This is a genomic window from Candidatus Poribacteria bacterium (genome assembly GCA_026702755.1).
In the GTDB taxonomy this organism is placed as follows: Bacteria; Poribacteria; WGA-4E; order WGA-4E; family WGA-3G; genus WGA-3G.
Map to the genome: position 1 here is coordinate 1 of JAPPBX010000023.1, position 23,195 is coordinate 23,195.

The following is a 23,195-nucleotide window of genomic DNA, read 5'->3' on the forward strand; positions in this document are numbered from 1 at the left end:
CACGCTCTTAGGCAACGCCTTTAGTAATGTGACAATAACTTTGATAAATGTCAGTTTAGAATTAATTAGGCACTCTGCATCGGCGAGGTTAGGAGACCGCGAAAAAACACCCCAGCAAAAACCCCCAGCAAAAACCCTACCGTGGGAGGGAAGTGTCGCCCAAATTTGGTTTCCCATACGCTGGAGCCAATTTGACCGTTCTTAGCATATTCCAAAAGGTTTTTGGCGCGCTTACGTAGACTATGAGAAAAGTGGTAAATAACAACGCTTTTCTACGTTCCATTTTAATTTGCCGTAAGGCAACTTAACATGTTATAATTAGAAATTACTAAGGTTTCGACAATTTATAGTAAAATCCGAAACATATAGACAGGTTTTCAGGAAAGCAACGCTCACCACCGCTGGCGAGGATTTTATCCTCGCCTTTCCATATTAGATTTTAGCGTTTGCAGGAAACCCCATCTCTATAGATATGTTGTCTCGTTGCGGGTAAAGTTTCCCCGTAGGGCAGTAAGGTAAACAAAACTGATATTAAGGTCGCAGTGCTCATAGATATCTTCACCCGAATGATAAGAGGGTGGAAACTCAGTCAATATTTGAACACATCTCTGACCTTGAAACCTTTGGAAGAAGCCCTACACCGAAGCGTCCCAGAGATCCATCATTCTGATCAAGGCGTGCAGTATCTTTCAAATGCCTACATCTCAACGCTCAGATATCATGACATTGAGATTTCTGTAGCACGGAGAGAATGTCCTTGGGAAAACGGATACGCCGAAAGATTGATCCGAACGCTCAAAGAGGAAGAAGTTCATCTCAACGACTACAAGGATGTCATAGAGGCGAGAGGTCACATCGGTCATTTTATCACACAGGTATATCACCAAAAACGCTCTCACTTGGCGTTAGGGTATTTGACACCTATTGAATTTAAAGGACGATACTTGTCTTCACTTTGCTAATTTTTGGTCTGAATAAACGTTGGCACTTCACAGTATATATGAGAGGTGAGAGGTAAATTGAATGAACAACATTCGCTTTGATATCCGTCTTAGGCCGATTCGATTTGGATTTTTAGTTCGGCCCGACGATTCAGAAAAGGTACTTGAGATTTTTCGTATCAATACATGTCTATGGGGAGGTATGTTCAATCCGATTATTCCGTTTTTTGAAGATGTACCATCTTGGTTAAAGGATGAAGGTTTTCGTTTTGAAGATGCTAAGCAAATGATCAACGACTATTTGGATTTTTTTGAACCCGATTTCCTTGTTGAGGCAGAAGAGGGATTAGCGGAGGGATTCGGTTATGATCCAAAGAGAGTGCTACAACTTGAACGTATTTTGGAACTGCCGGGAGGCAGAAGTGCACATAGATATGGATTAAGTGTCCATGGACTCTACTTGGATTTGTATGAAAAAGCATTTCAGTTTGAACAACGTCATAAATATAATGTTGTTCATGTAAAGCCAACTGATGCTACTTTCACAAATTTTGCTGCAGCTAATTTTGGGAGTTTCCCTACCCAAGAACAATTTAGGTATTTCGAGCAAAACTACGAAACTATATTTAATCCGAAACATGTAATAGAATTAGATAGTGCTGTAATCAGGGAATTATACATGCATAGGCACAATTTTGATTCTGCTTTAACAATAGGTCGCGCGAAGATTCGCATACAATATAATGCGCCTCTGCTGTCTACACTATTCATTTTAGATGTGCATGAATCAAAGGATCTGATTGATTTTTGGAATTTACGAGCAATACATGAACACGTTGTAGCGGTCCCTATTCAATGGATTGAGGAACTTTCACCTTTCTGTAAACAATTTATTCGGGATAATTATCGCCGTCAACCTGACGATCCAAGCCCGAACATGGTTGGTCCTGTCCTAATGTTTTCACGATCACTGTCTGAGGGTAAAAAAGAGGAAATTGAAAAGAAGTTCTCTTTCGTTGATGAAGAAAATATTTACACGACCCAAAAGTGGACTCCGACAATTTGTTATAAATTGTCCGTTTTTGATGTGGCTAGTCCTACACGTCCAACCTTGGAATCGGACAGAAAAATCATGAACATACAAATTGATGGGACTAATCCTGAAATTCAATTTGATCCGCTCTTGCCAGATTTTGCCAATCAATATTATAATCTATATCGCGTGGCAAATGTTGTCGGATTACAAGATTGGAGTAGTGCTCCCCAACATGTTAGGTTGCGATATAGAAGTGATAATGATCAAATTGCCACAGTCTTTCCGTGTAACTATAAAAATCCTTCTGTCCCTAAATTCCAACGTGAAGTGGATCGTGAATCGGAATTTATTTTGCCTACTACCGAAGGGTTGGTTATTTTTCCTTATGATGAGCAAATGTTTGAAAGATGGAATTTGGTTGATGGAACTACCACAGTTAATCAGTGGTTTAACGACAACCAAGTAACAGCCACTCGTTCTGACGCGGGGAAAACAACTGAACAGATAATTCAGACATTGGGAGGGTTGAAAAAGGGTGTTCTCTGTCTAGCACATAAGGAAATTGTTGAATTACTTAATGGAATGTCAAGACGTCCTGTTACTAAAACAGCCCATTATAAAGAATTTTGGAACAAGATTAAAAACGCTATTCATTATGAGAAATTAAGAACGCAGACTTTTGAGACCTTAATTGAGCGTAATGCTGTTGAGATTGGATTAGAACTTAGATGTTGCAAGTGCAGTGCTTGGAGTTGGTATACATTAAAGCAACTTGATTACTTATTAACTTGTGATCTCTGCCGTAAACAGTTTGATTTTCCTGTTACTAATCCCGGATCAAGTAAATATTCCAGATGGGCATATCGCGTCCTAGGACCATTTGCCCTGCCTGATTACGCCAAAGGTGGTTATGCTGCTTCACTTGCTATGCGTTTCTTTGCTGATGTGATAGGTGGATTTGATCGCGCAGAGTTAACTTGGTCTTCTGCTCAAAAAATAGAATTATCCACAGATAAAGAAGTAGAAGCCGATTTTATATTATGGTATCGGCGCAAAGAGATTTTTGGAATGGGGCGGCAGTTTCTACGATCAGTTCGTCCCATTTTTGGAACTGCTCATCCTACCCAAACAGTGTTTGGTGAAGCTAAGAGTTTCGGCAAGGATGTTTTTAAACAAGATGATGTGAATAACATGAAACGGTTGGCGGAAGCCTTTCCGGGGTCTATATTGGTGTTTGCCACGATGAAAGAAGAACTATCTCAAGAAGAAATTGACCGTATCAAAAGTTTGGCTTATTGGGGAAGAGGATATGATAAAGAAAGAAAACAGACGCGTGCACCAGTGATCATTCTTACAGGAACGGAATTGTTTACAACCGGTTCTTTGCAGAGGACATGGGAAAAGAAAGACGGAGTTCATAAGGATTTAGCTAAAAAAACATCATGGGAAACGGAACCTAATATAAGAGTTTTAGCTGATCTTACACAGTATTTGTATTTAGGAATGCAACCGTACGGGTTGCATATGATAGGGAGCCTTCTTCGCTAACTAAAAATTGTTGGATTTTTGAAGAACTAAAGCATCTTATTCAGACGTATCTATAGATTCCAACCGATCAATAGCAGCCTGTTCGTCTTGCTCAATAGCGATTTCTACTGCGCGCTTCGCATGTTCCAAAAGGTCTTTGGAGCGATTGTGTGAGGATGGTTTGGATGATGTCGGGTTGTGTCATGGGCTCTTTTCTTTGTATTGCGTCCAATTGAGGAACCTTGGTCCCATGCATGGACGCAATAAGTATAAGCTTTATCTATAACGGTTTGACCTTAATGTTTCGGCACCAGATTTTGCCGCCGTGGTCTTGGATGCCGATATGTCCACTCCGCGGGAAGTCTTTGAGCGGAATGCCGAATTTGTTTCGACTTCCGTCCGGGTTCTGATGTGCCGTATCCCATTCGTCGAGATCCGCGCGGACAATTTCTTCACCGTTGAGCGACACAGCAACGATACTGCCATCACAGGTGATGGTCATCTGATTCCACTCACCTGCGGGTTTACAGGTGTTCCGAGTCGGTGCCAGTGCATCATAGAGTGCGCCGCAGTCGTGGCTATCCGTAGGTTCCTTGCCGTGTGTATCTAATATCTGAATTTCGAGCCCGCTCTGAACGGCATCGTCAAGGTCTGCCCATCGGATGAAAATTCCGCTGTTGACTTTCGGCTCGGTTTTGTAATCGAGTGCCAATATGAAATTATCGTAATGTCCTTCAGTGTAGAGGTATTTTCCGCCCTGAACGGTGCAGAGAATACTTCCATCGTCGATAACCCATCCTTCAGCGTTTCCGGTGGCTCCCCAACCGGTGAGTGTCTCACCGTCAAATAGGGATATCCATCCCTCATTTTTTTCTTTTTCTGTTAACATGTTTTCTCCTTTATATTTCGTCTATGGTAAAGTATGGTAAAGTTCAGAATTATTTCGACATTACGGGAAGGCGAGGATACAATCCTCGCCAGCGGCGGTGAGTGTTCCTTATTACGGGAAGGCGATGATACAATCCTCGCCAGCGATGGTGAGTGTTTCCTTTACTGAAGAACAGCCCTGTCCAAAGGCTTCAGAAATGATGGAGCATCTTGCAAACACTCTTAACTGATAACTGACAACAGACAACTACTATAAACTCTCTAAAAATAGTCTTCCAACATCAACGTTATACTCAAAATCTGTTGCTGACCAAGGGCTGTTATAGCCGATGATCGGCACATAACTTTCGTGGCGCGATCCGTGTGAACGCACTGCGGTCGGTTCTACTGCTACTTCCAATTCACCAAAAACAGTCGTTTTATCTGCTAACACAAAGATGTCGCCGATCCGCTCGCGATGGAGTCGGAACGTCTGTGCTGCCTCTTCCGCAGCATAAGCCTCTTCAATGCCGGGTGTGTTCAAAAGAATTTGGATCGCTTCGGTTATATCCGCTTGATTTTTAAGGAATACATAAGCAGCACCCCCTAAGTTGCCGTGGTGTGCAATGTACCGATCCTTGATAATTGGGATTGAACTGGCGGGGATGTCCTGTTCTGTGAGTACGCGGCCCGGGTCAAGTGCCGTAGTCTTCTCTAACATCCCGTGATCGGCTGTGATGTAAATCTCGCGTTCCGGTTCCTCATCAATAATTTTCCCGATAATCCTGTCTAACTCTACAAGATGCTGTTGGGATAGATCCTCGTCGGGCGCGTATTTGTGTTGAACCCAATCTGTTGTTGAGCAGTAGACGAGTTCAGGGTCGTCTTTACGCAGCGTTTCTCGGACAGCGCGGAGTAACCACCAGTTGATTTCAACGGAATAAATTGGCTCAACCGGTCCCGCTGTGTGGATGTATTCGGGCGGTGGGTCTTCAGCGGCGACAGCGATATCCGTCCCCGCTTCCAGCATCCGTAGCAGCTTTTTCTTCGTCACAAATAACGCTGTTTTGTCTGCGAATTTGCAGGCTTTTGCGGTCTCAAACAGCGTCGGAGCGAGAAGGAAACGGTTGTCCTCAATAAATTCGCCTTTGCCGGTTGCTCTGTCTACATGGTAATTCGTCGTGATGCCGTGCGTTTCGGGGAATGTTCCGGTGGCGATGCTCACGTTGTTCACATTCGTAACGGAGGGGATAACGGCGTTGGCGTGTACATAGAATCCGGTTTTTGCCAACTGGCGGATGGTCGGGAGATCGCTCGCTGCGAGGTAATCATGGCTACCCGCATCGATACAGAGGATGAGAACTTTTCGTTTTTTCACGCTTTGTGTGTTGCTCCGCTATCTGGTATTCTGTTGTATTACCCTTCTTGTCTGGAGAAAAAATTGTAGCAGCTATCTGTCTAAATTGCAAGTTTTTTCCGCACGCTGGAATTTTAGATTGTTATTCCGTTGTGAATCTGTTATACTTAATTTATACACCAGTTTACTATAAATTCGGTATGACAGCGAGGTTCCGCTATGTATAACACCAACGGATCTTCCGAATTAACGAAGCTGATATTCAAGAATTCGGCGAACGAGGAGAAACTCAAACAACTTCTGATTTCTAACTATTCGGAAGCCGATCTTACTGCTTATCTGCGTAGCAAAGATCCGTTGCTTGGGCGCGCTGCCGGATTTGCCCTTCGGTTAATTGGGAGTTCAGAAGTGATCCCTGCATTGATAGATGCACTCAGAGAGACTGACCGTGGGACGCGCTTCAATGCTGAATACGCGTTGTGGGAAATATGGTCGCACTCTGGTGATGACGATGTTGACGCGATGCTTGAGGATGGAAAAAACTTACTCAAAAATGAGGCGTATCAGCAAGCCGTTGAATGCTTTACCACCGTAATTGAGACAGATCCAGATTTTGCCGAAGGCTATAATCAACGCGCAATCGCTTATTTCATGCTTGAGGAATGGAGTCAATCCATCCGTGATTGCAAACGGACGGTCGCCCTTAACCCGAATCACTTCGGTGCGTTCGCCGGAATGGGGCATGTTTATGTCAGACTCGGTAAGCTTGACGAGGCACTTGAGGCATACAAGCAAGCGTTGGTTATTAACCCAAACCTTATCTCTATTGCTGAAGCGGTTTTGCGGCTCCGCGGTCAGATACAAGACAAGTAACGTTGGTTTATGATACGGCTATGAGTAACCGAGACGACTTTCTAAAGACACTTGCGATTTGGCTTATCCTCCCAAGTTTTTTACTCTTACCGGTCTATCAATTATTGACGCGGGTGAACCTCGGTTTGCCGATAGAGTGTCTTTTCATGGCGCAGGTGTTCGTTGTGCTCCTCGTAGCACCTTATCTCGCTGCCCGCGCGATTCGTTCTGACGTTATCAACACAGGTGTGACTTCTTCTATATCGTTGTTCGCTCTCAGTCCTATATCTTCTTCAGGCAGGTGGTTGTTAAGATTACTCGTGCTTAGCCAGGTACCGCTGTTATGCTGGGTGTTTTTATCAACAGGTGTCGCTTTGTTCGTTATGGATGTCCCATTCGTAAAAGCGTTACAGATGTTCGTTATATTGGGAATCTATAGTTTGTCGGCGGGTGCCGTTGGAATGTGCTGCGCGCAGGTCTTCCGAGACACATTCTTTGGCGCAGAGGTTGCCACCCTTTTGTGGTGTATTTTGATTGGTGGTGCGTTTCTGCTCACTCCTTTAGGACGTTATGTGAATAATCTCCAACCCTTTATTCCACCCGTTTTGCACCTGAACCCGCTTATTGCTGTGTGCTGTATCTTTGGGTCCGACATCTTTAGAAATCCGCTGCTCTACGAACTCACACTTGTTCCGTCGTATGATTATAGGTATCCAAACCCGTGGTATCTTGTAGGGGTATGGCAGATAGTGATTGGTGTGTGCTGTTTTTTGGGGACGTGGCAGATCGGTAGATCTCGTAAGTACGCCATATAAAGAGGATGATATGAGCAAAGCAGAAAAACCGATTATTAGTGTTTCAGGTGTTCGTGGGCAGGTTGGCGTTTCGCTTGATGTTCGTGTCATTACGCAATTCGCGATGGCTTTCGGCACCTTTGTTGGCGGTCGAACAGTAGTTGTTGGTAGAGATTCTCGCACCTCAAGTCCGACGCTCCGACACGCAGTCCTTTCCGGACTTTTCGCCACAGGGTGTCACGTTATTGATGTCGGACTCTGCCCAACCCCGACGGTACTGCTAATGGCAAAGGCACTGAACGCGCAAGGGAGTGTTACCATCACAGCCAGTCATAATCCTGTTGAATGGAACGGGGTCGAATTTGCGTCCGCTTCAGGGAACCTCCTGACACAGGCAGAACGCGATGAATTGATGCGGATTTATGAAACAGAGGATTTTGCACTTACCCCTTGGAATGAACAGGGGACACTTGAAACGCACGAAGAGGCAACGGCATATCACTTGGAACAGATTTTGTGTTCCTCTTGGCTCGCACCGGAATTGATTCAAAAGGCTGGGTTGAAGGTCGTCATTGACTGCGGAAACGGTGCTGGCAGCGTCATAAGTCCGTCGCTCTTACGGAAACTCGGTTGTCGGGTTGTTGAACTTAATTGTGTCGCGGATGGACACTTCCGCCGTCCTGCTGAACCAACACCTGAGGCGTTGGATGAACTGTGTGAAACAGTTCACGCCACTAAAGCAGATATTGGTTTTGCTCACGATGGCGATGCCGACCGGCTTGTCGTTGTTACCGAACGTGGTGTTCCGTTGAGTGGTGAATGGACCCTCGCCCTTGTTGTTGATTTTATCCTCACGCAAACGAAAGGGGACATCGTTGCGACGGTATCAACGAGTCGAATGTTGGACGATATTGCTGCAAAGCACGGTGTCGCGCTCCATCGCACGAAGGTGGGTGTCGGTTGGGTGGTTGAGAAAATGCGCGCCGTCAACGCTGTTATTGGTGGTGAAGGCACCGGTGGCGTTATCTACCCTAATGTCCATTACACAACCGATGGCATCGCCTCTATTGCTGCCATTGCACAATACCTTGTCGAATCTGGTAGCACGGTAACCCAGCTTGTAGACAGCATGCCGCACTACGAAATGTGTCGAAAGAAATTGGAAATTCCATCACAAGAACTCGCGACGCGCCTCGTAGATCTCGCGTTGAAGGGTTATGAAGCGGAAAGTGCTACGGGAACGGAACCTTTTCTTGAGTTAACAGATGGTGTTAAACGGGTGTGGGAGGACCGATGGGTGAACATCCGTCCGTCCGGTACGGAGCCGGTCATCCGGGTTTTTAGCGAGGCACCAACTTCCGCAGAGGCGGAGCAATTGTGTGATGAAACCCTTGAAACGCTGAGGATGTTAATGAAACAAATTTCGTTTTAGCTGCGTTATCTATTATGGTGCCTTGTGGGGGCGCAATGTTTATAATCCGCGGAAATCTTGAGATCCCACTTGTCCGCGATTTATAGTAAAACCAGAAAATAAGAGGACACTTTGGAAAACACAAAACACCTCACCACCGCTGGCAAGGATTGTATCCTCGCCCTTCTACAATGTCTAATTAATCGTAGGTTTTACTATAGTTTGGAGAAATTATGGCTTTGAAACTTGCCTGCATCGGAGGCGGCAGTGGTTTATCTGCTTTGCTGAGCGGAATTAAGCACCATGCCGATCTGGAGATAGGTAAAGATAATATTATTGACTTGGATAGTCTGGCGGCAATCGTTACCGTTTCTGATGATGGCGGGAGCTCGGGACGGCTCATTGAAGAATTTGACATGCTGCCGCCGGGTGATATTCGTAGGCTGCTGTTTACGCTATCCGATGCTGATGAACTCGCAGGGCTTTTTGAACACCGCTTTTCAAGCAATGGTGAACTCGGTGGGCATACGGTCGGTAATCTTCTATTAACAGCGTTGACAGAAAAATTTGAGGGGAACTTTCCGAAAGCGATTCAAGCGGCATCGCGGCTGCTCGCTGTTCGCGGACAGATCATTCCCGTTACATTGGATTATACTGTCTTATGCGCGGAACTCGCGGATGGTGAGATTGTTCGAGGAGAATCCACTATACCGGTGAGAGAGAATCGGGAACCGATCAAGCGCGTCTTCTTTGAACAGCGCGAGAATGGAAAGACGCATCATTTGTCTGATGAGACCTATGAGTGCCAAGCGCATGAAGGTGCTATAGCGGCACTGATGAACGCAGACGTAATTATTATCGGTCCCGGTAGCCTTTACACCAGCATTATGCCAAATTTGGTTATCAAAGGGATCGTCGAAACGATTCAGCGTTCAGATGCGATTAAAATCTACGTCTGTAACGTTATGACGCAACCCGGTGAAACCGACGGTTACGCTGTTACGGATCATGTCAACGCTATCTTGGATCACGCAAAGATCCCTTTACACTACGTCATTGTTAACAACCAGCCTGCCCCCACGGAGATCATGCAAGAATATGTTCGTAAGGAATTGGTTTCGCAGCTAACTCGAATTCGTTCGCTTTCCGAGGAAGGGCTTTCGATGCTCTATGAGGATACCGAACATCTTATGGACGTGCTGAACCTTGCGAAAGACATCTCTTCATTGTCCGTTGAGACAATGCAGGTCGCAGATGCATCAAAAGTGCAGGTCTCTTATAATCGGGAACAGGAGAATCTGGAAGCCAAAGGAATCTCTGTTGTTGAAGCGGACCTCATTCGGGACATGGTCGTCACTGAATTTGGGACGTGGTTGGGCGGTGTTCAAATGAACGTTATCCGCCACGACCCCGAAAAGTTAGTCCGCTCTCTCGTTAAGATCTTTAGGGACCACCCGAAACTTCAAGAATCGGTCTAAGGAAAGTTACTAACCTTCGATTTAGCGTTTTGGACCCTTAGAAGGGGTGGTACCTTTGGCAGCGATCTGGTCGGCGAATGTATCACAAATCTGAGACAAATTATCAATGAAAAGTTCCCAACGAAATTCATCTCGGCGCGCTTTCGCTATTGCGAGACATAAAGCCGTTTCATATAAGGATGGATGATTCTTCTTGCGTACATCAGTGGATTTCATAGCTTTTACCCCTTTCTGAGTTTATAATAAATAATAACGTGTATATATTTCCCAACATACGCTTAAACGGAGGCTGTAGGAAAAAGGTTACACTTGTTTTTCAAAAAATACAATTTTAACTTCGTAGCCCAATAAACACGGCATCTTAGGGACCTTTTTACAAGGTTCTTTTTTCTTTAAATCTTTAAAAAATGTGTTGCAAGAACCGTGCCACCTCTACAAATACCCGAATGGTAAGCATTATGGCGAAAAAATCTTGAATAATACGCGTCTATGCCTATTTTTTACGCGGTGTCGCGACTGAATAAAACAAACACTGGAAAAGTTGAAAACTAAAGAGCCTTGTTATCCTATAGATACAACTTAGTGGTAAAAAGGTTGCATTTTTTTCAAATAATCGTCTGAATCAGGATTTTCAGGATTATAGTGGTCAGCAAGAGTCGGGAATCGGAATTCCCTCCTACAGAGGAGCGAGATGGTTTTGGAATAGCGGAGTGGAAATCTTGACTTTATCACATTTTGAAGGTATAATTATTAACAAGATGTTCCAACCTCTATAGATGACCGCTGCCTATGAGCGGAGGTCTCTGTAACACGCCCGAAATAGGACATATATGGTTAATACGGTATAAAATATGAAGCATTCAGATCCCCCTGTAAAAGAAGATACGAATAACCCCACTGACACAAACTTTATCCGTCAAGAAATTGATAAGGATCTCGAAGTCAACAGATATGACGGTCGCGTGCATACGCGATTCCCGCCAGAACCGAGTGGATACCTTCATATAGGACACGCCAAGGCTATCTGCATTAGTTTCGGCATTTCCGAGGATTATGGTGGACTTTACAATTTGCGGTTTGACGACAGCAACCCGATCACAGAAGAGAGTGAATACGTAGAAGCGATTAAGCGGGATGTCCACTGGCTCGGATTTGATTGGAAAGAGCGGGAATATCACGCTTCGGATTATTTTGAGACGCTCTACGAGTATGCCGTCAAGCTCGTAGAGAAAGGGAAGGCGTACGTCTGTGATCTAACACCGGAGGAAACACGAACGTATCGTGGCACCTTGGTCGAACCCGGGAAAAATAGTCCTTATCGAGAGCGGTCGGTTGAAGAGAATCTGACGTTATTCCAAGGAATGCGCGACGGTGAATTTCCGGACGGTTCGCGCACACTTCGCGCAAAAATTGATATGTCAAGCCCAAATTTAAACATGCGGGATCCCGTGATGTATCGCATCTTGCGTTCACACCACCATCGTCATGGCGACAAATGGTGCATCTATCCGACCTACGATTTCACGCATGGGCAATCCGATTCAATTGAAGGGATAACGCATTCGTTATGTGATGTCCAGTTTGAGGACCACCGTCCCCTCTACGACTGGTTTTTAGAAGAACTGGAAATCTATCAACCTCGTCAAATTGAGTTTGCCCGTTTGAATCTTACTTATACCGTCCTCGGTAAGCGAAAACTTCGGATGCTGGTGCAAGGTGGACATGTCAGCGGTTGGGATGATCCGAGAATGCCGACACTCTCTGGAATGCGTCGCCGTGGGTATACACCTGAATCTATTCGAGATTTTTGTAACCGCATCGGTGTGTCAAAGGCTGATAACCTCATCGAAATGGGGCAGCTTGAGTATTCTATCCGCAACGACCTAAATAGCCGCGCACCACGTGTCATGGCAGTTCTCAATCCAGTGAAGGTTATTATCGACAACTACCGGGAGGGGCAGGTCGAAATGCTTGACGCTGAAAATAACCCGGAAGATGAAAACGCAGGGATGCGGCAAGTCCCGTTTTCACGCGAAATCTATATTGAACGTGAAGATTTCATGGAGGATCCGCCACGGAAGTTCTTCAGATTGGCACCCGGGCGAGAGGTGCGGCTTAAGCACGCCTATTATGTCCAATGCGAGCGGGTCGTCAAAGACGAAAACACCGGTGAGATCGTTGAGATTCACTGCACTTATGATCCAGAAACGCGTGGCGGTTGGTCAGAAGATGGACGTAAGGTCCGAGGCACCTTACATTGGGTATCTGCTGGACACGCTGTTGATGCTGAAGTACGTCTCTATGAGTCTCTCTTTACAGAACGTGAACCGGAAAGCGCAGCGGAAGGGGCAGATTGGATACAATTCCTCAATCCGGACTCTTTAGAGGTGCTCAATAACTGCAAGGTTGAGCCGAGTCTCGCTGACGCGCCGCCTGAAAGCCGGTATCAGTTCCTGCGAATGGGATATTTTTGTGTGGATCCAGATACAACATCAGAGAAGTTGGTATTCAATCGCACAGTGCCGCTGAGGGATAGCTGGGCGAAGATTCAGAGAGGACAGAAATGAACGACACACCAAGCAGGACATCGGTTTCCGCTGTGAAAGATCAAATCCGGGTTCGGATGGCACCCTCACCGACCGGTTACTTACACATCGGAGGCGCGCGAACGGCACTCTTCAATTGGCTGTTTGCCAAACACCACAACGGCAAATTCATCCTCCGTATTGACGATACGGACACGGCACGTTCCACTGATGAATCCATGCACGAGATTTACGATGCGCTGAAATGGTTGGGCATCAATTGGGATGAACAGTATGTCCAGTCAGAGCGGAAAAGCATCTACGAGGGGTACGTCGAGCAATTGCTTGAAAGTGGCAATGCATATCACTGTTATTGCACACCTGAAGAACTTGAAGAGATCCGCGCGCAGGCTCGTGCCGATAAGCTGACCCGTTCCTACGATGGAAGGCACCGGCACCTGACATCGGAAGACGTAGAACGCTTTGTCGCCGAGGGCAGAAAGCCGGCCGTTCGCATAAAGATGCCAGACACACCGATCCTTGTTGAGGACATCGTGCTCGGTTCACGCAGTATTGATCCCGATACCTTAGAGGACGAAGTTATTGTCCGCTCAAACGGGATGCCGAACTACAATCTTACCTCAATTATCGACGATGCGGAGATACAGATAACACACGTCATTCGGGGAACAGAGCATCTCAATAACACACCGAAGCAGATTGCAATTGCGAATGCGCTCGGTTTAGAGGTCCCACAATTTGCACATATCCCACTGGTGTTGGATAGTGGTGGCAGGAAGATGAGCAAACGTCATCACGGTGACCTCGTCGCTGTGAACCGCTACCGTGAGCAGGGATATTTACCCGAAGCCGTGCTGAACTTCGTTGTCCGACTCGGTTGGTCCTACGACGACAAGCAGGAAATCTTTTCCGTCGATGAACTCATCGAAAAATTTGATCTTGAGCGGGTTGGAAAGAGTGGTAGTGTCTTTGATATTAAGAAACTGGAGTGGCTCAACTCCCACTATATCAATCAACTTGATATAGCAGCGCGGACGGATGCGGTAATCCCGTTCTGGCAGGAAGAGGGTTTATTATTGGATTCAACCGAGAATCGCGACTGGCTGGAGAGTATCGTAGAGGCAGTCGGAGAACGCCTCACAACGCTACAGGACATCATCCCCCAGACTCGCTATTTCTTTACGGATGAATTCGAGTATGACTCGAAAGCGGTCAAGAAATGGTGGGGAAATTCAGAAGAAAAGAGAGATAATACGCGAAAGATTCTGACGAATGTTTCACAGATTTTGGAAGAGATTCCTACGTTTGACATAGAAACGATTGAAGCGGCTATTTGGAAGTATACAGATGAGAACAACATCAAACGCGTCGCGGCGATGCAGGCGTTGCGGATCGCGCTGACGGGGACATCGTTCGGACCGAGTCTCTTTGATATTGTTGTGCTGCTCGGCAGAAACGAAGTTTTAAAGCGGATCCCAAAGGCGATAGCGCATCTATAAGGTACTGCAGGATCCTCGATGGAAATTGTTAGACGAGATCGCCTTATTGAATTTGCCCAGAAACATCCAAATACGCGTCCATCACTTAACCGTTGGTATAGTCTGATGCAGGAAAGGAGTTTTGGCTCGTTTGCAGAGTTGCGTTCCCTATTTCCTCACGTCTCACGCGTAGGAAAACTGACAATTTTCAATATTGCTGGTAACAATGTCCGCCTCATCGTTTCTATGAGATATGATGAAGAGAGAGTCTACATTCGACATGTGCTAACGCATGCCGAGTATGATAAAGGAAAGTGGAAGGAGTAAATTATGGTTCCCAAAACAGAAGATACGCTGGATGTATCTACACTTGAAGCACCTATCGCCTTTCATCCGCGCAGCAAAAGCAAATTGCAACCCTCTATCAAAACGTTATGCGATTTAATTGATATTGTAAGCCAAAGCGAAACGCATATACCTATTCTATTGACAAAAACCGAGTATGAGGAGCTCGCAGCACGGTTAGACGATTTGCTTGATATAGTAGGGGAGGGAGATCATCCTTTGGCTCCCTTGCTGCATTTCGTTGGTACGCTTATTAAAAATTATGAGGACGAATGTGTTCCAAGACTCATAGAACACTAAACGTTTTTGACGATAAATTCTTAATCTTCATCACGCTCCCAGCGGAAGTCCACCGCAAGGAGGTCCCTCATGACAGCAAAACTCGCTATATCTGGTGGAAAAAAGACTGTCCCTGATGGGTTAATTCAACCGTGGCCAGAGGTTACCCAAAATGACAGGGACGCGATTGCCGAGGTTATCGCCTCCGAAAGAATTACCGAACAGCAACGGATTCAATCCGAAGGGCTCGCGAAGGAATGGGCGGAATACATGGATGTTGAGTATTGTATTCCTGTCAACAGCGGGACTGCTGCGTTGCATCTGTGTGTCGCAGGTGTCGGTATTGAACCGGGCGATGAGGTCATTGTTCCCGCCTTCACTTTCTGGGCGACGGCAGCAGCCGTCCTCCATCACAACGCTATTCCTGTCTTTGTTGATATTGACCCCGTAACCTACTGTATTGATCCGAATGAAATTGAGGCGAAAATCACCGAGCGCACTCGCGCGATTCTGCCGGTTCATATTCACGGTATGCCCGCCGATATGGATCCGATTTTAGCGATTGCGAAAAAGCATAACCTGAAAGTCATTGAGGATGTCGCGCAGGCGCACGGGGCGTACTATAAAGGCAAGCTTTGTGGTGCCTTTGGCGATGCCGCGGGGTATAGCACGCAGGCATCGAAAACGTTAAGTAGCGGTTGTCAAGGCGGTTTGTTCACGACGAATGATGCGCAAATTTACGAACGTGCAGCGTTGTTGCAGTATTTCGGGGAAATCGTCGTGCCGGGTAGGGAACGCGAGGAACAGGAATACAACGCGTATGGACTCGGATGGATGTATCGTGGCGATATGTTCAGTCAGGCATTCATCCGTAGTCAACTCAGGCGGCTTGATGTGAACAACGCGATGCGGATCCGAAACTGCCACTATCTCACGGGACATTTGGATGAAATTGATGGCATCGAAACGCCTGTTACCCCAAAAGAATGCGAACCGGTTTATTACAATTACGTCATCGGTTTTGATCCAGAGGCTTTGGGATTGGATATTTCCGCACGAACCTTGCGTGAGAAGGTGCAAGCGGCACTACGCGCTGAGGGTGTCCCGACTGGACAGTGGCAACGGCTCCCCGTTCCATCTCAAGAGATTTTCCAGAACCAGATCGGCTACGGCACAGGCTGTCCGTGGCGATGCAATAATTCGACGGTTGAATACAAGACTGAGGACTACCCTAAATCCGTTGAATTCATTGATTCTCACTGCTATATCTTTGATGTCAATCCACCCAACGACCTTGAGTTGATGTCGTATTATGTCGAAGCATTTGATAAGGTGATGGGTCAGCTTGATGCCGTGCTTGAGGTGCCAGAGACTACCTAATCGGAAAGCAGGTTTTGCACCGACAACTATCGGCATACCCTCAGAATTAATAGGGGAATTTCAGATGAAAGAGGAAGATTTTGAAAATTATACAGATCCCATCCTTGAAGAATGCTACCGAATGAAAGAGGAATTCAACGCCCAATTCAACTCTGTTGAAGAGCTCTCCGCGCATTTACGACAGGTTCAAGAAGAATGTCGAAGGAAAGGCATGAAAGTTGTTTCGTATTATGTGCTACCTGAGAAACGCGAAGAAGAAAAAGAAGTTGATGGTGATGAAACATCAAACAATACACCGTCGCAATAAACCATCAACCCAAAGTCCCCTACCATTTGAAACGGGAGGTAGCATTAGATTTCTTACCAACTATGAACCCAGCATTGGAGATCGAACGACTTTCTCTTTGCATATCCACGCTTAAGGTGAACCTAATGACACCCAATATTACAAAAATAACCTCTCAACAGTTCCAAGACTGGGTCGCGTCTATTGTCAATGGCGGTATATTCGCATCGCGTGAACGACTCACCGCACTCCTTGCAAAGGATGCTCCTCACGACGAACTTGAAGAAGAGTTCCGTGAATTCTTTAACGGTTACTACGGGCTTGCTTTGGACTTGGAGGCGTACGAGGACTTTGTACTTAAGGATATAAGTGGAAACCACGCATTTTCACACTTGAAACACCGTATATCAACAGTTGAAACCCAGCGTAAAAGCTCACCACTTGGACGTGAGGCGCGGCGGATGGGATTATCCGTACAGGGCGATCCTGTACCACAGATTAAGGTAACAGAATTATCCGCTGATGAATTTCAAAGGTTGATGCATAGCCTCGGAAATTGGCAAATTTTTGTATCGCGAGAACGCCTTGTTAAGTTGATGGAAACAAAAAAGTCTATTGAAATAGCGGAACGTCTACGTGCTGAATTCTATGAGTTTTTCGTCTGTTATTTAGAGTTGGAATTGTTCCTTGAGAATTATGATTACGACCCAGACGAAGGACTGGAAGTACGTCCGGAATTCATTGAAGAACTCAAACGTGAAGACGAGTATATCAAGTCTGGGGGCAAAATGTTTACGCTTGAGGAGGTTGCCAATGAGTTAGGGATTAAGTTGAAATGTATGAGTTGATTTTGACTCGAAACGCTGAACGGGATTTACAACGTTTGGATGCCAGAATTCAAAGGCAAGTTCTCAGTAAACTTGAGCGGCTATGTGAAAATTGTGATAAATACTCCCACCAAGCACTGAAGGGGCCATACAAAGGGAAATTCAAATTACCTTGCGGAAACTATCGAGTTATCTATACTTACGATAAACGGACGCGGACAGTTGAAGTCTCCCGAATTCGGCATCGCTCATCCGTCTATGAATAAATCTAATGTCTTTCTAACGCTAAAAGGAAAAAAAATGCATCTACCCTCAACGAATACGAAGATAGTATTTACATTTGTGTTAGCTTTTGTTGTGCTAATTGCGAGTTTTATCGGCTGCGAACGGGTCCAGCAGGTTGTCCAACCGACTGTCTCTCAGATAGAAGGCGATAGGGAGGAGATTTTAATTGGTGCTGTCTACCCTATCACAGGGCCATCCAGTTTGGCAGGGCCTTCGGTGGAATACGGTATTGACCTCGCTGTTACGGAAATTAACACCTCACAACACAGCAGTGTGAAGATCAGACTCATTACGGAGGACGGTCGGAGTACCATAGAGGGCGCGGTTGAAGCTTTCAACAAACTGATTCATCAAGACAAGGTTCCTATCATCCTCGGTCCGGGATCCTCAACTCAGGCACAGGAGGCTTTTCCGATCGCGCACCAGAATCAAGTTGTGGCGATGAGTCCCTCCTCATCTGCCTCTGGCTTGAGTGCAATTAGTGATTTTGTTTTCCGCACCAATCTCACCACAGACGTGCTTATTCCGAACGGCATCAGGGTGACCAAAGAGAAACTCGGATACCAAAAAGTGGCTACGCTGTTTGATAATATTGATCTTTTTTCTCAGACGAGTGACAAAGAATTGAGGAAAGTGCTCACGAATAGTGGTGTTGAGATTCTCACAGCTGAAAGTTTCCAAACCGGGGAGACTGACTTGTCTGCCCAATTTACTCACATCAAAGCATCAAATCCGGATGTTATCTTTATCTCATCTACAGTAGGGGATATTTCCAATATTCTGATTCAAGGACGTGCCCTCGGTGTTCCTTCTGATATTCCGTTCATTGTCAATCTCACGCTGTCCAGAGATTTAGTAGATGCTGCGGGAGACGCTGCCGACGGAACAATCACTTTCACGAGTTGGGATAGCACAGCAGATACACCGGGAAATCAAGCCTTTGTTCAGAACTACAGCACTAAGTACGGAATTGAACCGAATGTTTGGGCGGCACAATTTTACGCCGCTGTTCATATTCTCGCTAAGGGGATAGCAGATGCCCAATCAACGGATTCAGTGGCGATTGCTGCTGCGCTCGCGGAGATTCAAGATTTTGACACGATCCTCGGTAAATTCTCTTTTAATGATGTTGGGGATGCAGTCTATGATCCAATTGTTTTGATTGTCAAGGATGGCGAATTTGAGGTTTTCGAGTAGCGTGCGCTTCAGTTAAGTTAATCCTGACTATATGCAAAGAGGCTTTAGGTTGCCTTTACCTAAAGCCTCTTTTTTGTTTTATAGTGGAAGTCGAGCGGTGTTCACTGACTAACTACTTTCCTATTCATCTTCCTCAGGATAATCAATCGACCATTTACCGCGTCCGGCACCGGAGGGTTCTTCCTTCCAGAGATCAAGGAAATTCTCAGGCGCGTTATGCTCCGTGAGATGCACCATAAACATTTCATGCAATTCCTTGACGAGTTCCATGTTATCTGCAGCAATGTTGTTCTCAGCGATGGGGTCTGCGGGTAGGTCAAAGAGTTCTGGTCTGCCGTATTCACCGACAGGCGCGTATCCCCAACGTTCCGTGACGAGGAAGGGTGTTGTCGCCCGACGTGGAACGGTCCCATCCGGTGCCCCGATATGGCAACCGGTTACGGCATATTCCCTGTGCTGTGCATCGCCATTGTGGACAGCCTGTGCGAAGGAACGTCCCTCGAAAGGTTTCGGTGGATCTAAGGTAACGCCAGCCAATTCACAGAGGGTTGGCATAATATCCATCGGTTGCGCGATGAGATTGAGGCGTTGCCCGCACGGGACATCCCCACCAGCGATCAGGAACATCTCGTGGTTGATTTCCGGATAGGTGGGCCAATAGCGTTCATCTTTTGGATCAATGTTGGATTTACCCGTCCTGCTATGTTCACCGATAGACATTCCGTGGTCGGACATCACAACGACAAGGGTATCGTCCCATAACTCTAAATCTTCCACCTTCTGCAGCACGTTTCCGATGTGTCGGTCAATGAGTTCAGATTCACCTGCGTAGTGTGCCCAGAGGTTGTGCAGTTCCGCATCCGTAAAGAGGGACGACAGACCGTAGTTCGGATGTAGCATCGGCGGACCCGTGTAATCCGGATCGTAGCGTTTGACGAGATATTCAGGTGGATCCCACGGTTCATGTGGATCAAAGAAGTCAACCCAGAGGAAGAAAGGACCTGCGCGATGGTTCTCCTCCAACCATCGAATTGTGGTTTCAGAGGTCCTACTGGAGAACGTTTCTGTCTCATATTGGTAGTAACGGTTCGTCCAGCGGTGCGTGTTCGGCAGGGTGTGTCCTCTATAGGACGGATGTGGTCGTGTCTTCTCATTCGGCATAACGATTTTCATCTCGTCGTTGTGATGAAGAAGCGGTTTGTCGCCCTCTTGCCCGCGATGTTGGAAAGCCGCATCGAAAGCGTCTTGGAACCGTGTGTTAAACAGGTGTGGGGTGTCACAGATAAGCTGCGTTGCGTATCCTTGCTCGCTCAGGAGTCTCGCGGTGATGTTCCGTCCACTCTGATTGATTGGTTGCCACGGGTAGTGGGGCCACCCGACTGTCGCTGTCATAATATCTGTGCGGTGCGGCACCGTCGGGAAGCTGCTCATATAGAATTTGTCGATAGCAGTCGCCCGCTCTGTCTCGAATTTGTCGAGTCTTGGTGTGCGAATCGGGCGTCTCGCCCGTTCGCCTAAATTGTCATACCGGAAGGTATCGGTAATCAGTAAAACGATATTTTTCATGTTTTTAACTATTAACCTCCCTATGATCGTCCTGTTGGGGCGACCATCGGTTTTCTGTTCACGCATCAGCTTCGCTGGGATGAAGGGTTTTGACTATTCAAGAATTTCCGTCCGAACCGTCCAAGAATTGGGTGCCATGTTTGGATCAATAGCTTTTATACGTACTTTAAAAAGGTAGGACTTTAGGTAGGGCTGTGAATCGTCGGATCCTCCCTCTGGGTGAAAAAATTTATCCGGACGAAAAGATTCATTTCCTACCGAAAACCGGTAATATACCCAAAACGATATGAAACGACTACCTACGAGACCATCACCTCTAAGCTGAGCTGAGGAATCCTCTAATAATTGCGTTCTTAAACGCTCGACAATCCCAACCTTAGCCCTGATATTTACGACCCTACCTACATAGGTGTTTATTGATTTCTCCGGGTCTGCCTCTATGTCCTTAGCAATCTTAGCAAAGGTCTGAACCTCTCTACTATGAGTGGCGCACGATGTTAGCATGGATACCATGAAAACTGCGATTATCACTAAAGCATTGGGCAGGTTAATGTGTTCCAATATAATCATTTCCTCTTACACCTCCTGGCGCGTCGTTCTCAACAGAAACAGTGTAATCAATAGCAACGGCACAATGACTGCAGCGGAAATAGCGATGGACACCTGCGCACCGATGAGGCACGGAAAAAAGAGAATAGACCCCACCATTGAACCCTTTAGTGCGAAGTAGCCGTTTTTCTCGTTCGGTTGAAGATAGAGTGAAATACGGCTACCCACAGTCGCAATGATGCCAAGGATTACCCAGACGATATAAGATTTTTGGAGATCCGGTTCCATCCAATACGGTAAAAAGGCAATGACGAAAGCGAGAACAGTGGCAACCGCTGAGAGTAGGAGTGCCGGACGGATGCCAATCTGGAGTGGTGTCGTTACGATTCCAAGTTGTTCGTCCCGTGAAATGTCTTTGAACGTCGTCGTAATGTGTGTGCCTAAATCATAAAGCGTGGTCGCGGCGAAGGCATACCACACCAACCGTGGAACGCTACCGCTCACCGCTAATGCTCCGAAAACACTCAGCAGTCCAATTCCTAAAGGCAGTGTGAGGCTTCCTAAGATACCCTTCGCTTTGAAAATTGCGTTGTAGAGATGCGAAATCGCGACCAAGCCCATCACCAGCAGACCTGCTTTGATATTGAGCCAGAAACCGCCGATGACACATAGCCCGTAGATAATACTCGCGGGGATAATTGCTTGCCGCGGCGTTAAACGTTGTGATGGAAGCGGACGCTCCGGGTTCGTATGCTTGTCTGTTTCGTGGTGAAAGTAGTCGTTCTTTATCATTCCAGCGAAGTAACCGCAGAGCGCGATTAACAGTACCGCCGCGACCCGCCATGTCAGATGTCCCTCACTCGCAATGAGTACACCGGGGAGTGTCGCAACAATCGGAATCGCAAAGAGTGGGTAACGGATGAGTTCGAGATAGGCTTTGAAGCGATCCATTATGTCAATTTCCTGTTAGAAATTTTCTCGTGGTACACCTGCTTCTGTTACTGGAGAGTTTCTCGGCTCGTACGCTTCCTCTACACCGTAAAATTGATCGCTTTGTGTTCCGACACCGAGTTCTGTGATATTGGGTCCAACCTGTTTATTCCCCTGAATAAAGTTGTCTCGGAGTCTACCGCCATCATAGACTGCCCAACCGACGTTCATCGTTATATTGTTGGAAATTATTTCCGGTGAGGAGGTGGAATAGCAGGCAATAGCATTCTCGTAATTGGCGCGGAGAACGTTATACTGAATGCGCGGTCGGGAATCGTCTTCGCAGATAATGCCGTAATTGTTAGCCGTGAATTCGTTGTATTCTACATCTGGCGACGCGCTTCCTTGGAACCGGGAGCCTGTGCCGTTCCTGTTGAACTCGTTGCTGGTGATAGTGGGATTCGTACTCTCGGAAAGGACTCCCGTTTTGTTTTCGCTGAGTAGACACCTCTCGATTTGGACCGCGTCTGTTCGTGTTATGATACCAACATTCGCATGTTGGATGCGGCAATATGTTAGGCGACTGTTTGGGCTTCCGGCTTCGATCTGAATTCCTGCCCAATCGCCAGCTTTTGGAGGATCCGCTGCGACGGTCTTCTGCGGTTCGGGGTTGGTATATCCATCTACTCCTGTTGTAAAACCGGTTGTTATTGGATCGGGCGTTGTATTTACTTCGGGTGCTTGTTGGCGTTCACGCATTCTCCCTAAGGAACCGAAGACAATCATTCTATCTGGTGATCCTTCAGCATAGAGTTCGCCATGCACGATGATCTGGCTCGGTGTATCTGTCGGTTCAAAACCGACAATTGTTCCTGATCGGATCGTCAGCGTGATGCCTTCTGGCACAACGAGCGTGTCAGTGATATAGATGCGTCCGTCCCAGACCTCGTTCTCTGTGAGTTCACCGGATTTCTCTATGATTTCTGAACCGGTGTCGCCGATATCGACGTTGAAGGTCTCGCCTTGGCAGCCACAATAGAATGCTGTTAGGGCACAGATCAGAAAAATTAAGGTGTTATAGGGTGTAAATTTCTGGTGCTGCTGTTTGATGGTTGTTGTTTTCATGTTATATTTTTACCATAGATAGGGATTCCTGTCAAGTATCAAAGAAAACAAAACTATTCAGTTCTTCCGTAATTTGGGTTTTCAATCATGTGTTCTTTCTTGTAGAAACGAATTCCTGATGGTGAGGTTTACTAACCAC

Annotated in this window: 24 protein-coding genes; 17 read left to right on the forward strand and 7 right to left on the reverse strand. The window is 46.4% G+C overall.

Annotated features, from left to right (window positions below; genetic code table 11):
* From OXH39_04265 to OXH39_04275, 3 genes are all read left to right on the forward strand, one after another.
* The coding region (locus OXH39_04265; protein ID MCY3549652.1) for a hypothetical protein at window positions 1-205 on the forward strand (205 nt) is incomplete at its 5' end.
* 337 nt (window positions 206-542) lie between these two features.
* On the forward strand, window positions 543-962 hold the full coding sequence (locus tag OXH39_04270) for an integrase core domain-containing protein (GenBank protein ID MCY3549653.1): 420 nt from the start codon (window positions 543-545) through the stop codon (window positions 960-962).
* Between the two features lie 61 nt (window positions 963-1,023).
* A complete protein-coding gene (locus tag OXH39_04275; protein MCY3549654.1) occupies window positions 1,024-3,525 on the forward strand; it encodes a hypothetical protein in 2,502 nt (833 codons plus the stop codon).
* Window positions 3,526-3,784: 259 nt separating this feature from the next.
* Here the strand turns inward: OXH39_04275 and OXH39_04280 are convergent, their stop codons facing one another.
* On the reverse strand, window positions 3,785-4,393 hold the full coding sequence (locus OXH39_04280) for a DUF1080 domain-containing protein (protein ID MCY3549655.1): 609 nt from the start codon (window positions 4,391-4,393) through the stop codon (window positions 3,785-3,787).
* A 33-nt stretch (window positions 4,394-4,426) separates the two neighbouring features.
* Between OXH39_04280 and OXH39_04285 the strand changes: the two genes are divergently transcribed.
* Window positions 4,427-4,561, forward strand: a complete 135-nt coding sequence (locus OXH39_04285) for a hypothetical protein (protein ID MCY3549656.1) — start codon at window positions 4,427-4,429, stop codon at window positions 4,559-4,561.
* Window positions 4,562-4,642: 81 nt separating this feature from the next.
* Here the strand turns inward: OXH39_04285 and OXH39_04290 are convergent, their stop codons facing one another.
* Window positions 4,643-5,749: an alkaline phosphatase family protein gene (locus tag OXH39_04290; protein MCY3549657.1), complete on the reverse strand. Its 1,107-nt coding sequence runs from the start codon at window positions 5,747-5,749 to the stop codon at window positions 4,643-4,645.
* A 198-nt stretch (window positions 5,750-5,947) separates the two neighbouring features.
* Here OXH39_04290 and OXH39_04295 point away from each other — a divergent pair, with 198 nt between their 5' ends.
* From OXH39_04295 to OXH39_04310, 4 genes are all read left to right on the forward strand, one after another.
* On the forward strand, window positions 5,948-6,601 hold the full coding sequence (locus OXH39_04295; protein MCY3549658.1) for a tetratricopeptide repeat protein: 654 nt from the start codon (window positions 5,948-5,950) through the stop codon (window positions 6,599-6,601).
* A gap of 20 nt (window positions 6,602-6,621) precedes the next feature.
* Window positions 6,622-7,395: a hypothetical protein gene (locus OXH39_04300; protein MCY3549659.1), complete on the forward strand. Its 774-nt coding sequence runs from the start codon at window positions 6,622-6,624 to the stop codon at window positions 7,393-7,395.
* 10 nt (window positions 7,396-7,405) lie between these two features.
* On the forward strand, window positions 7,406-8,806 hold the full coding sequence (gene glmM, locus OXH39_04305; protein MCY3549660.1) for a phosphoglucosamine mutase: 1,401 nt from the start codon (window positions 7,406-7,408) through the stop codon (window positions 8,804-8,806).
* Between the two features lie 212 nt (window positions 8,807-9,018).
* Window positions 9,019-10,263: a YvcK family protein gene (locus OXH39_04310; protein ID MCY3549661.1), complete on the forward strand. Its 1,245-nt coding sequence runs from the start codon at window positions 9,019-9,021 to the stop codon at window positions 10,261-10,263.
* A gap of 21 nt (window positions 10,264-10,284) precedes the next feature.
* On the opposite strand, the gene OXH39_04315 is transcribed toward OXH39_04310, so the two are convergent.
* A complete protein-coding gene (locus OXH39_04315) occupies window positions 10,285-10,479 on the reverse strand; it encodes a hypothetical protein (protein MCY3549662.1) in 195 nt (64 codons plus the stop codon).
* 635 nt (window positions 10,480-11,114) lie between these two features.
* On the opposite strand from OXH39_04315, the gene OXH39_04320 reads away from it, so the two are divergent.
* The 9 genes from OXH39_04320 to OXH39_04360 all read left to right on the forward strand — a co-directional run bounded on the left by OXH39_04320 (window position 11,115) and on the right by OXH39_04360 (window position 18,886).
* A complete protein-coding gene (locus OXH39_04320; GenBank protein ID MCY3549663.1) occupies window positions 11,115-12,830 on the forward strand; it encodes a glutamine--tRNA ligase/YqeY domain fusion protein in 1,716 nt (571 codons plus the stop codon).
* Window positions 12,827-14,308: a glutamate--tRNA ligase gene (gene gltX, locus OXH39_04325; GenBank protein MCY3549664.1), complete on the forward strand. Its 1,482-nt coding sequence runs from the start codon at window positions 12,827-12,829 to the stop codon at window positions 14,306-14,308. Before OXH39_04320 ends, gltX begins: the two co-directional genes overlap by 4 nt.
* A gap of 18 nt (window positions 14,309-14,326) precedes the next feature.
* A complete protein-coding gene (locus OXH39_04330; GenBank protein MCY3549665.1) occupies window positions 14,327-14,614 on the forward strand; it encodes a type II toxin-antitoxin system HigB family toxin in 288 nt (95 codons plus the stop codon).
* Between the two features lie 3 nt (window positions 14,615-14,617).
* Window positions 14,618-14,932: a hypothetical protein gene (locus tag OXH39_04335; GenBank protein MCY3549666.1), complete on the forward strand. Its 315-nt coding sequence runs from the start codon at window positions 14,618-14,620 to the stop codon at window positions 14,930-14,932.
* A 69-nt stretch (window positions 14,933-15,001) separates the two neighbouring features.
* On the forward strand, window positions 15,002-16,291 hold the full coding sequence (locus OXH39_04340; GenBank protein ID MCY3549667.1) for a DegT/DnrJ/EryC1/StrS family aminotransferase: 1,290 nt from the start codon (window positions 15,002-15,004) through the stop codon (window positions 16,289-16,291).
* A 64-nt stretch (window positions 16,292-16,355) separates the two neighbouring features.
* Entirely contained in the window at window positions 16,356-16,598 is a 243-nt protein-coding gene (locus OXH39_04345; protein ID MCY3549668.1) for a hypothetical protein, read from the forward strand.
* Between the two features lie 125 nt (window positions 16,599-16,723).
* Window positions 16,724-17,425: a hypothetical protein gene (locus tag OXH39_04350; GenBank protein MCY3549669.1), complete on the forward strand. Its 702-nt coding sequence runs from the start codon at window positions 16,724-16,726 to the stop codon at window positions 17,423-17,425.
* Window positions 17,413-17,670: a type II toxin-antitoxin system RelE/ParE family toxin gene (locus tag OXH39_04355; GenBank protein ID MCY3549670.1), complete on the forward strand. Its 258-nt coding sequence runs from the start codon at window positions 17,413-17,415 to the stop codon at window positions 17,668-17,670. Before OXH39_04350 ends, OXH39_04355 begins: the two co-directional genes overlap by 13 nt.
* Window positions 17,671-17,704: 34 nt before the next feature.
* Complete coding sequence (locus tag OXH39_04360; GenBank protein MCY3549671.1) at window positions 17,705-18,886, forward strand: ABC transporter substrate-binding protein; 1,182 nt, start codon at window positions 17,705-17,707, stop codon at window positions 18,884-18,886.
* A gap of 120 nt (window positions 18,887-19,006) precedes the next feature.
* On the opposite strand, the gene OXH39_04365 is transcribed toward OXH39_04360, so the two are convergent.
* From OXH39_04365 to OXH39_04380, 4 genes are all read right to left on the reverse strand, one after another.
* Entirely contained in the window at window positions 19,007-20,452 is a 1,446-nt protein-coding gene (locus tag OXH39_04365) for a sulfatase (protein ID MCY3549672.1), read from the reverse strand.
* Between the two features lie 93 nt (window positions 20,453-20,545).
* Window positions 20,546-21,022 (reverse strand): hypothetical protein, encoded by a 477-nt coding sequence (locus tag OXH39_04370; GenBank protein ID MCY3549673.1) that lies wholly within the window; start codon window positions 21,020-21,022, stop codon window positions 20,546-20,548.
* A 6-nt stretch (window positions 21,023-21,028) separates the two neighbouring features.
* A complete protein-coding gene (locus tag OXH39_04375; GenBank protein MCY3549674.1) occupies window positions 21,029-21,952 on the reverse strand; it encodes a UbiA family prenyltransferase in 924 nt (307 codons plus the stop codon).
* Between the two features lie 15 nt (window positions 21,953-21,967).
* Complete coding sequence (locus OXH39_04380; GenBank protein ID MCY3549675.1) at window positions 21,968-23,056, reverse strand: right-handed parallel beta-helix repeat-containing protein; 1,089 nt, start codon at window positions 23,054-23,056, stop codon at window positions 21,968-21,970.
* Between the last annotated feature and the right edge of the window lie 139 nt (window positions 23,057-23,195).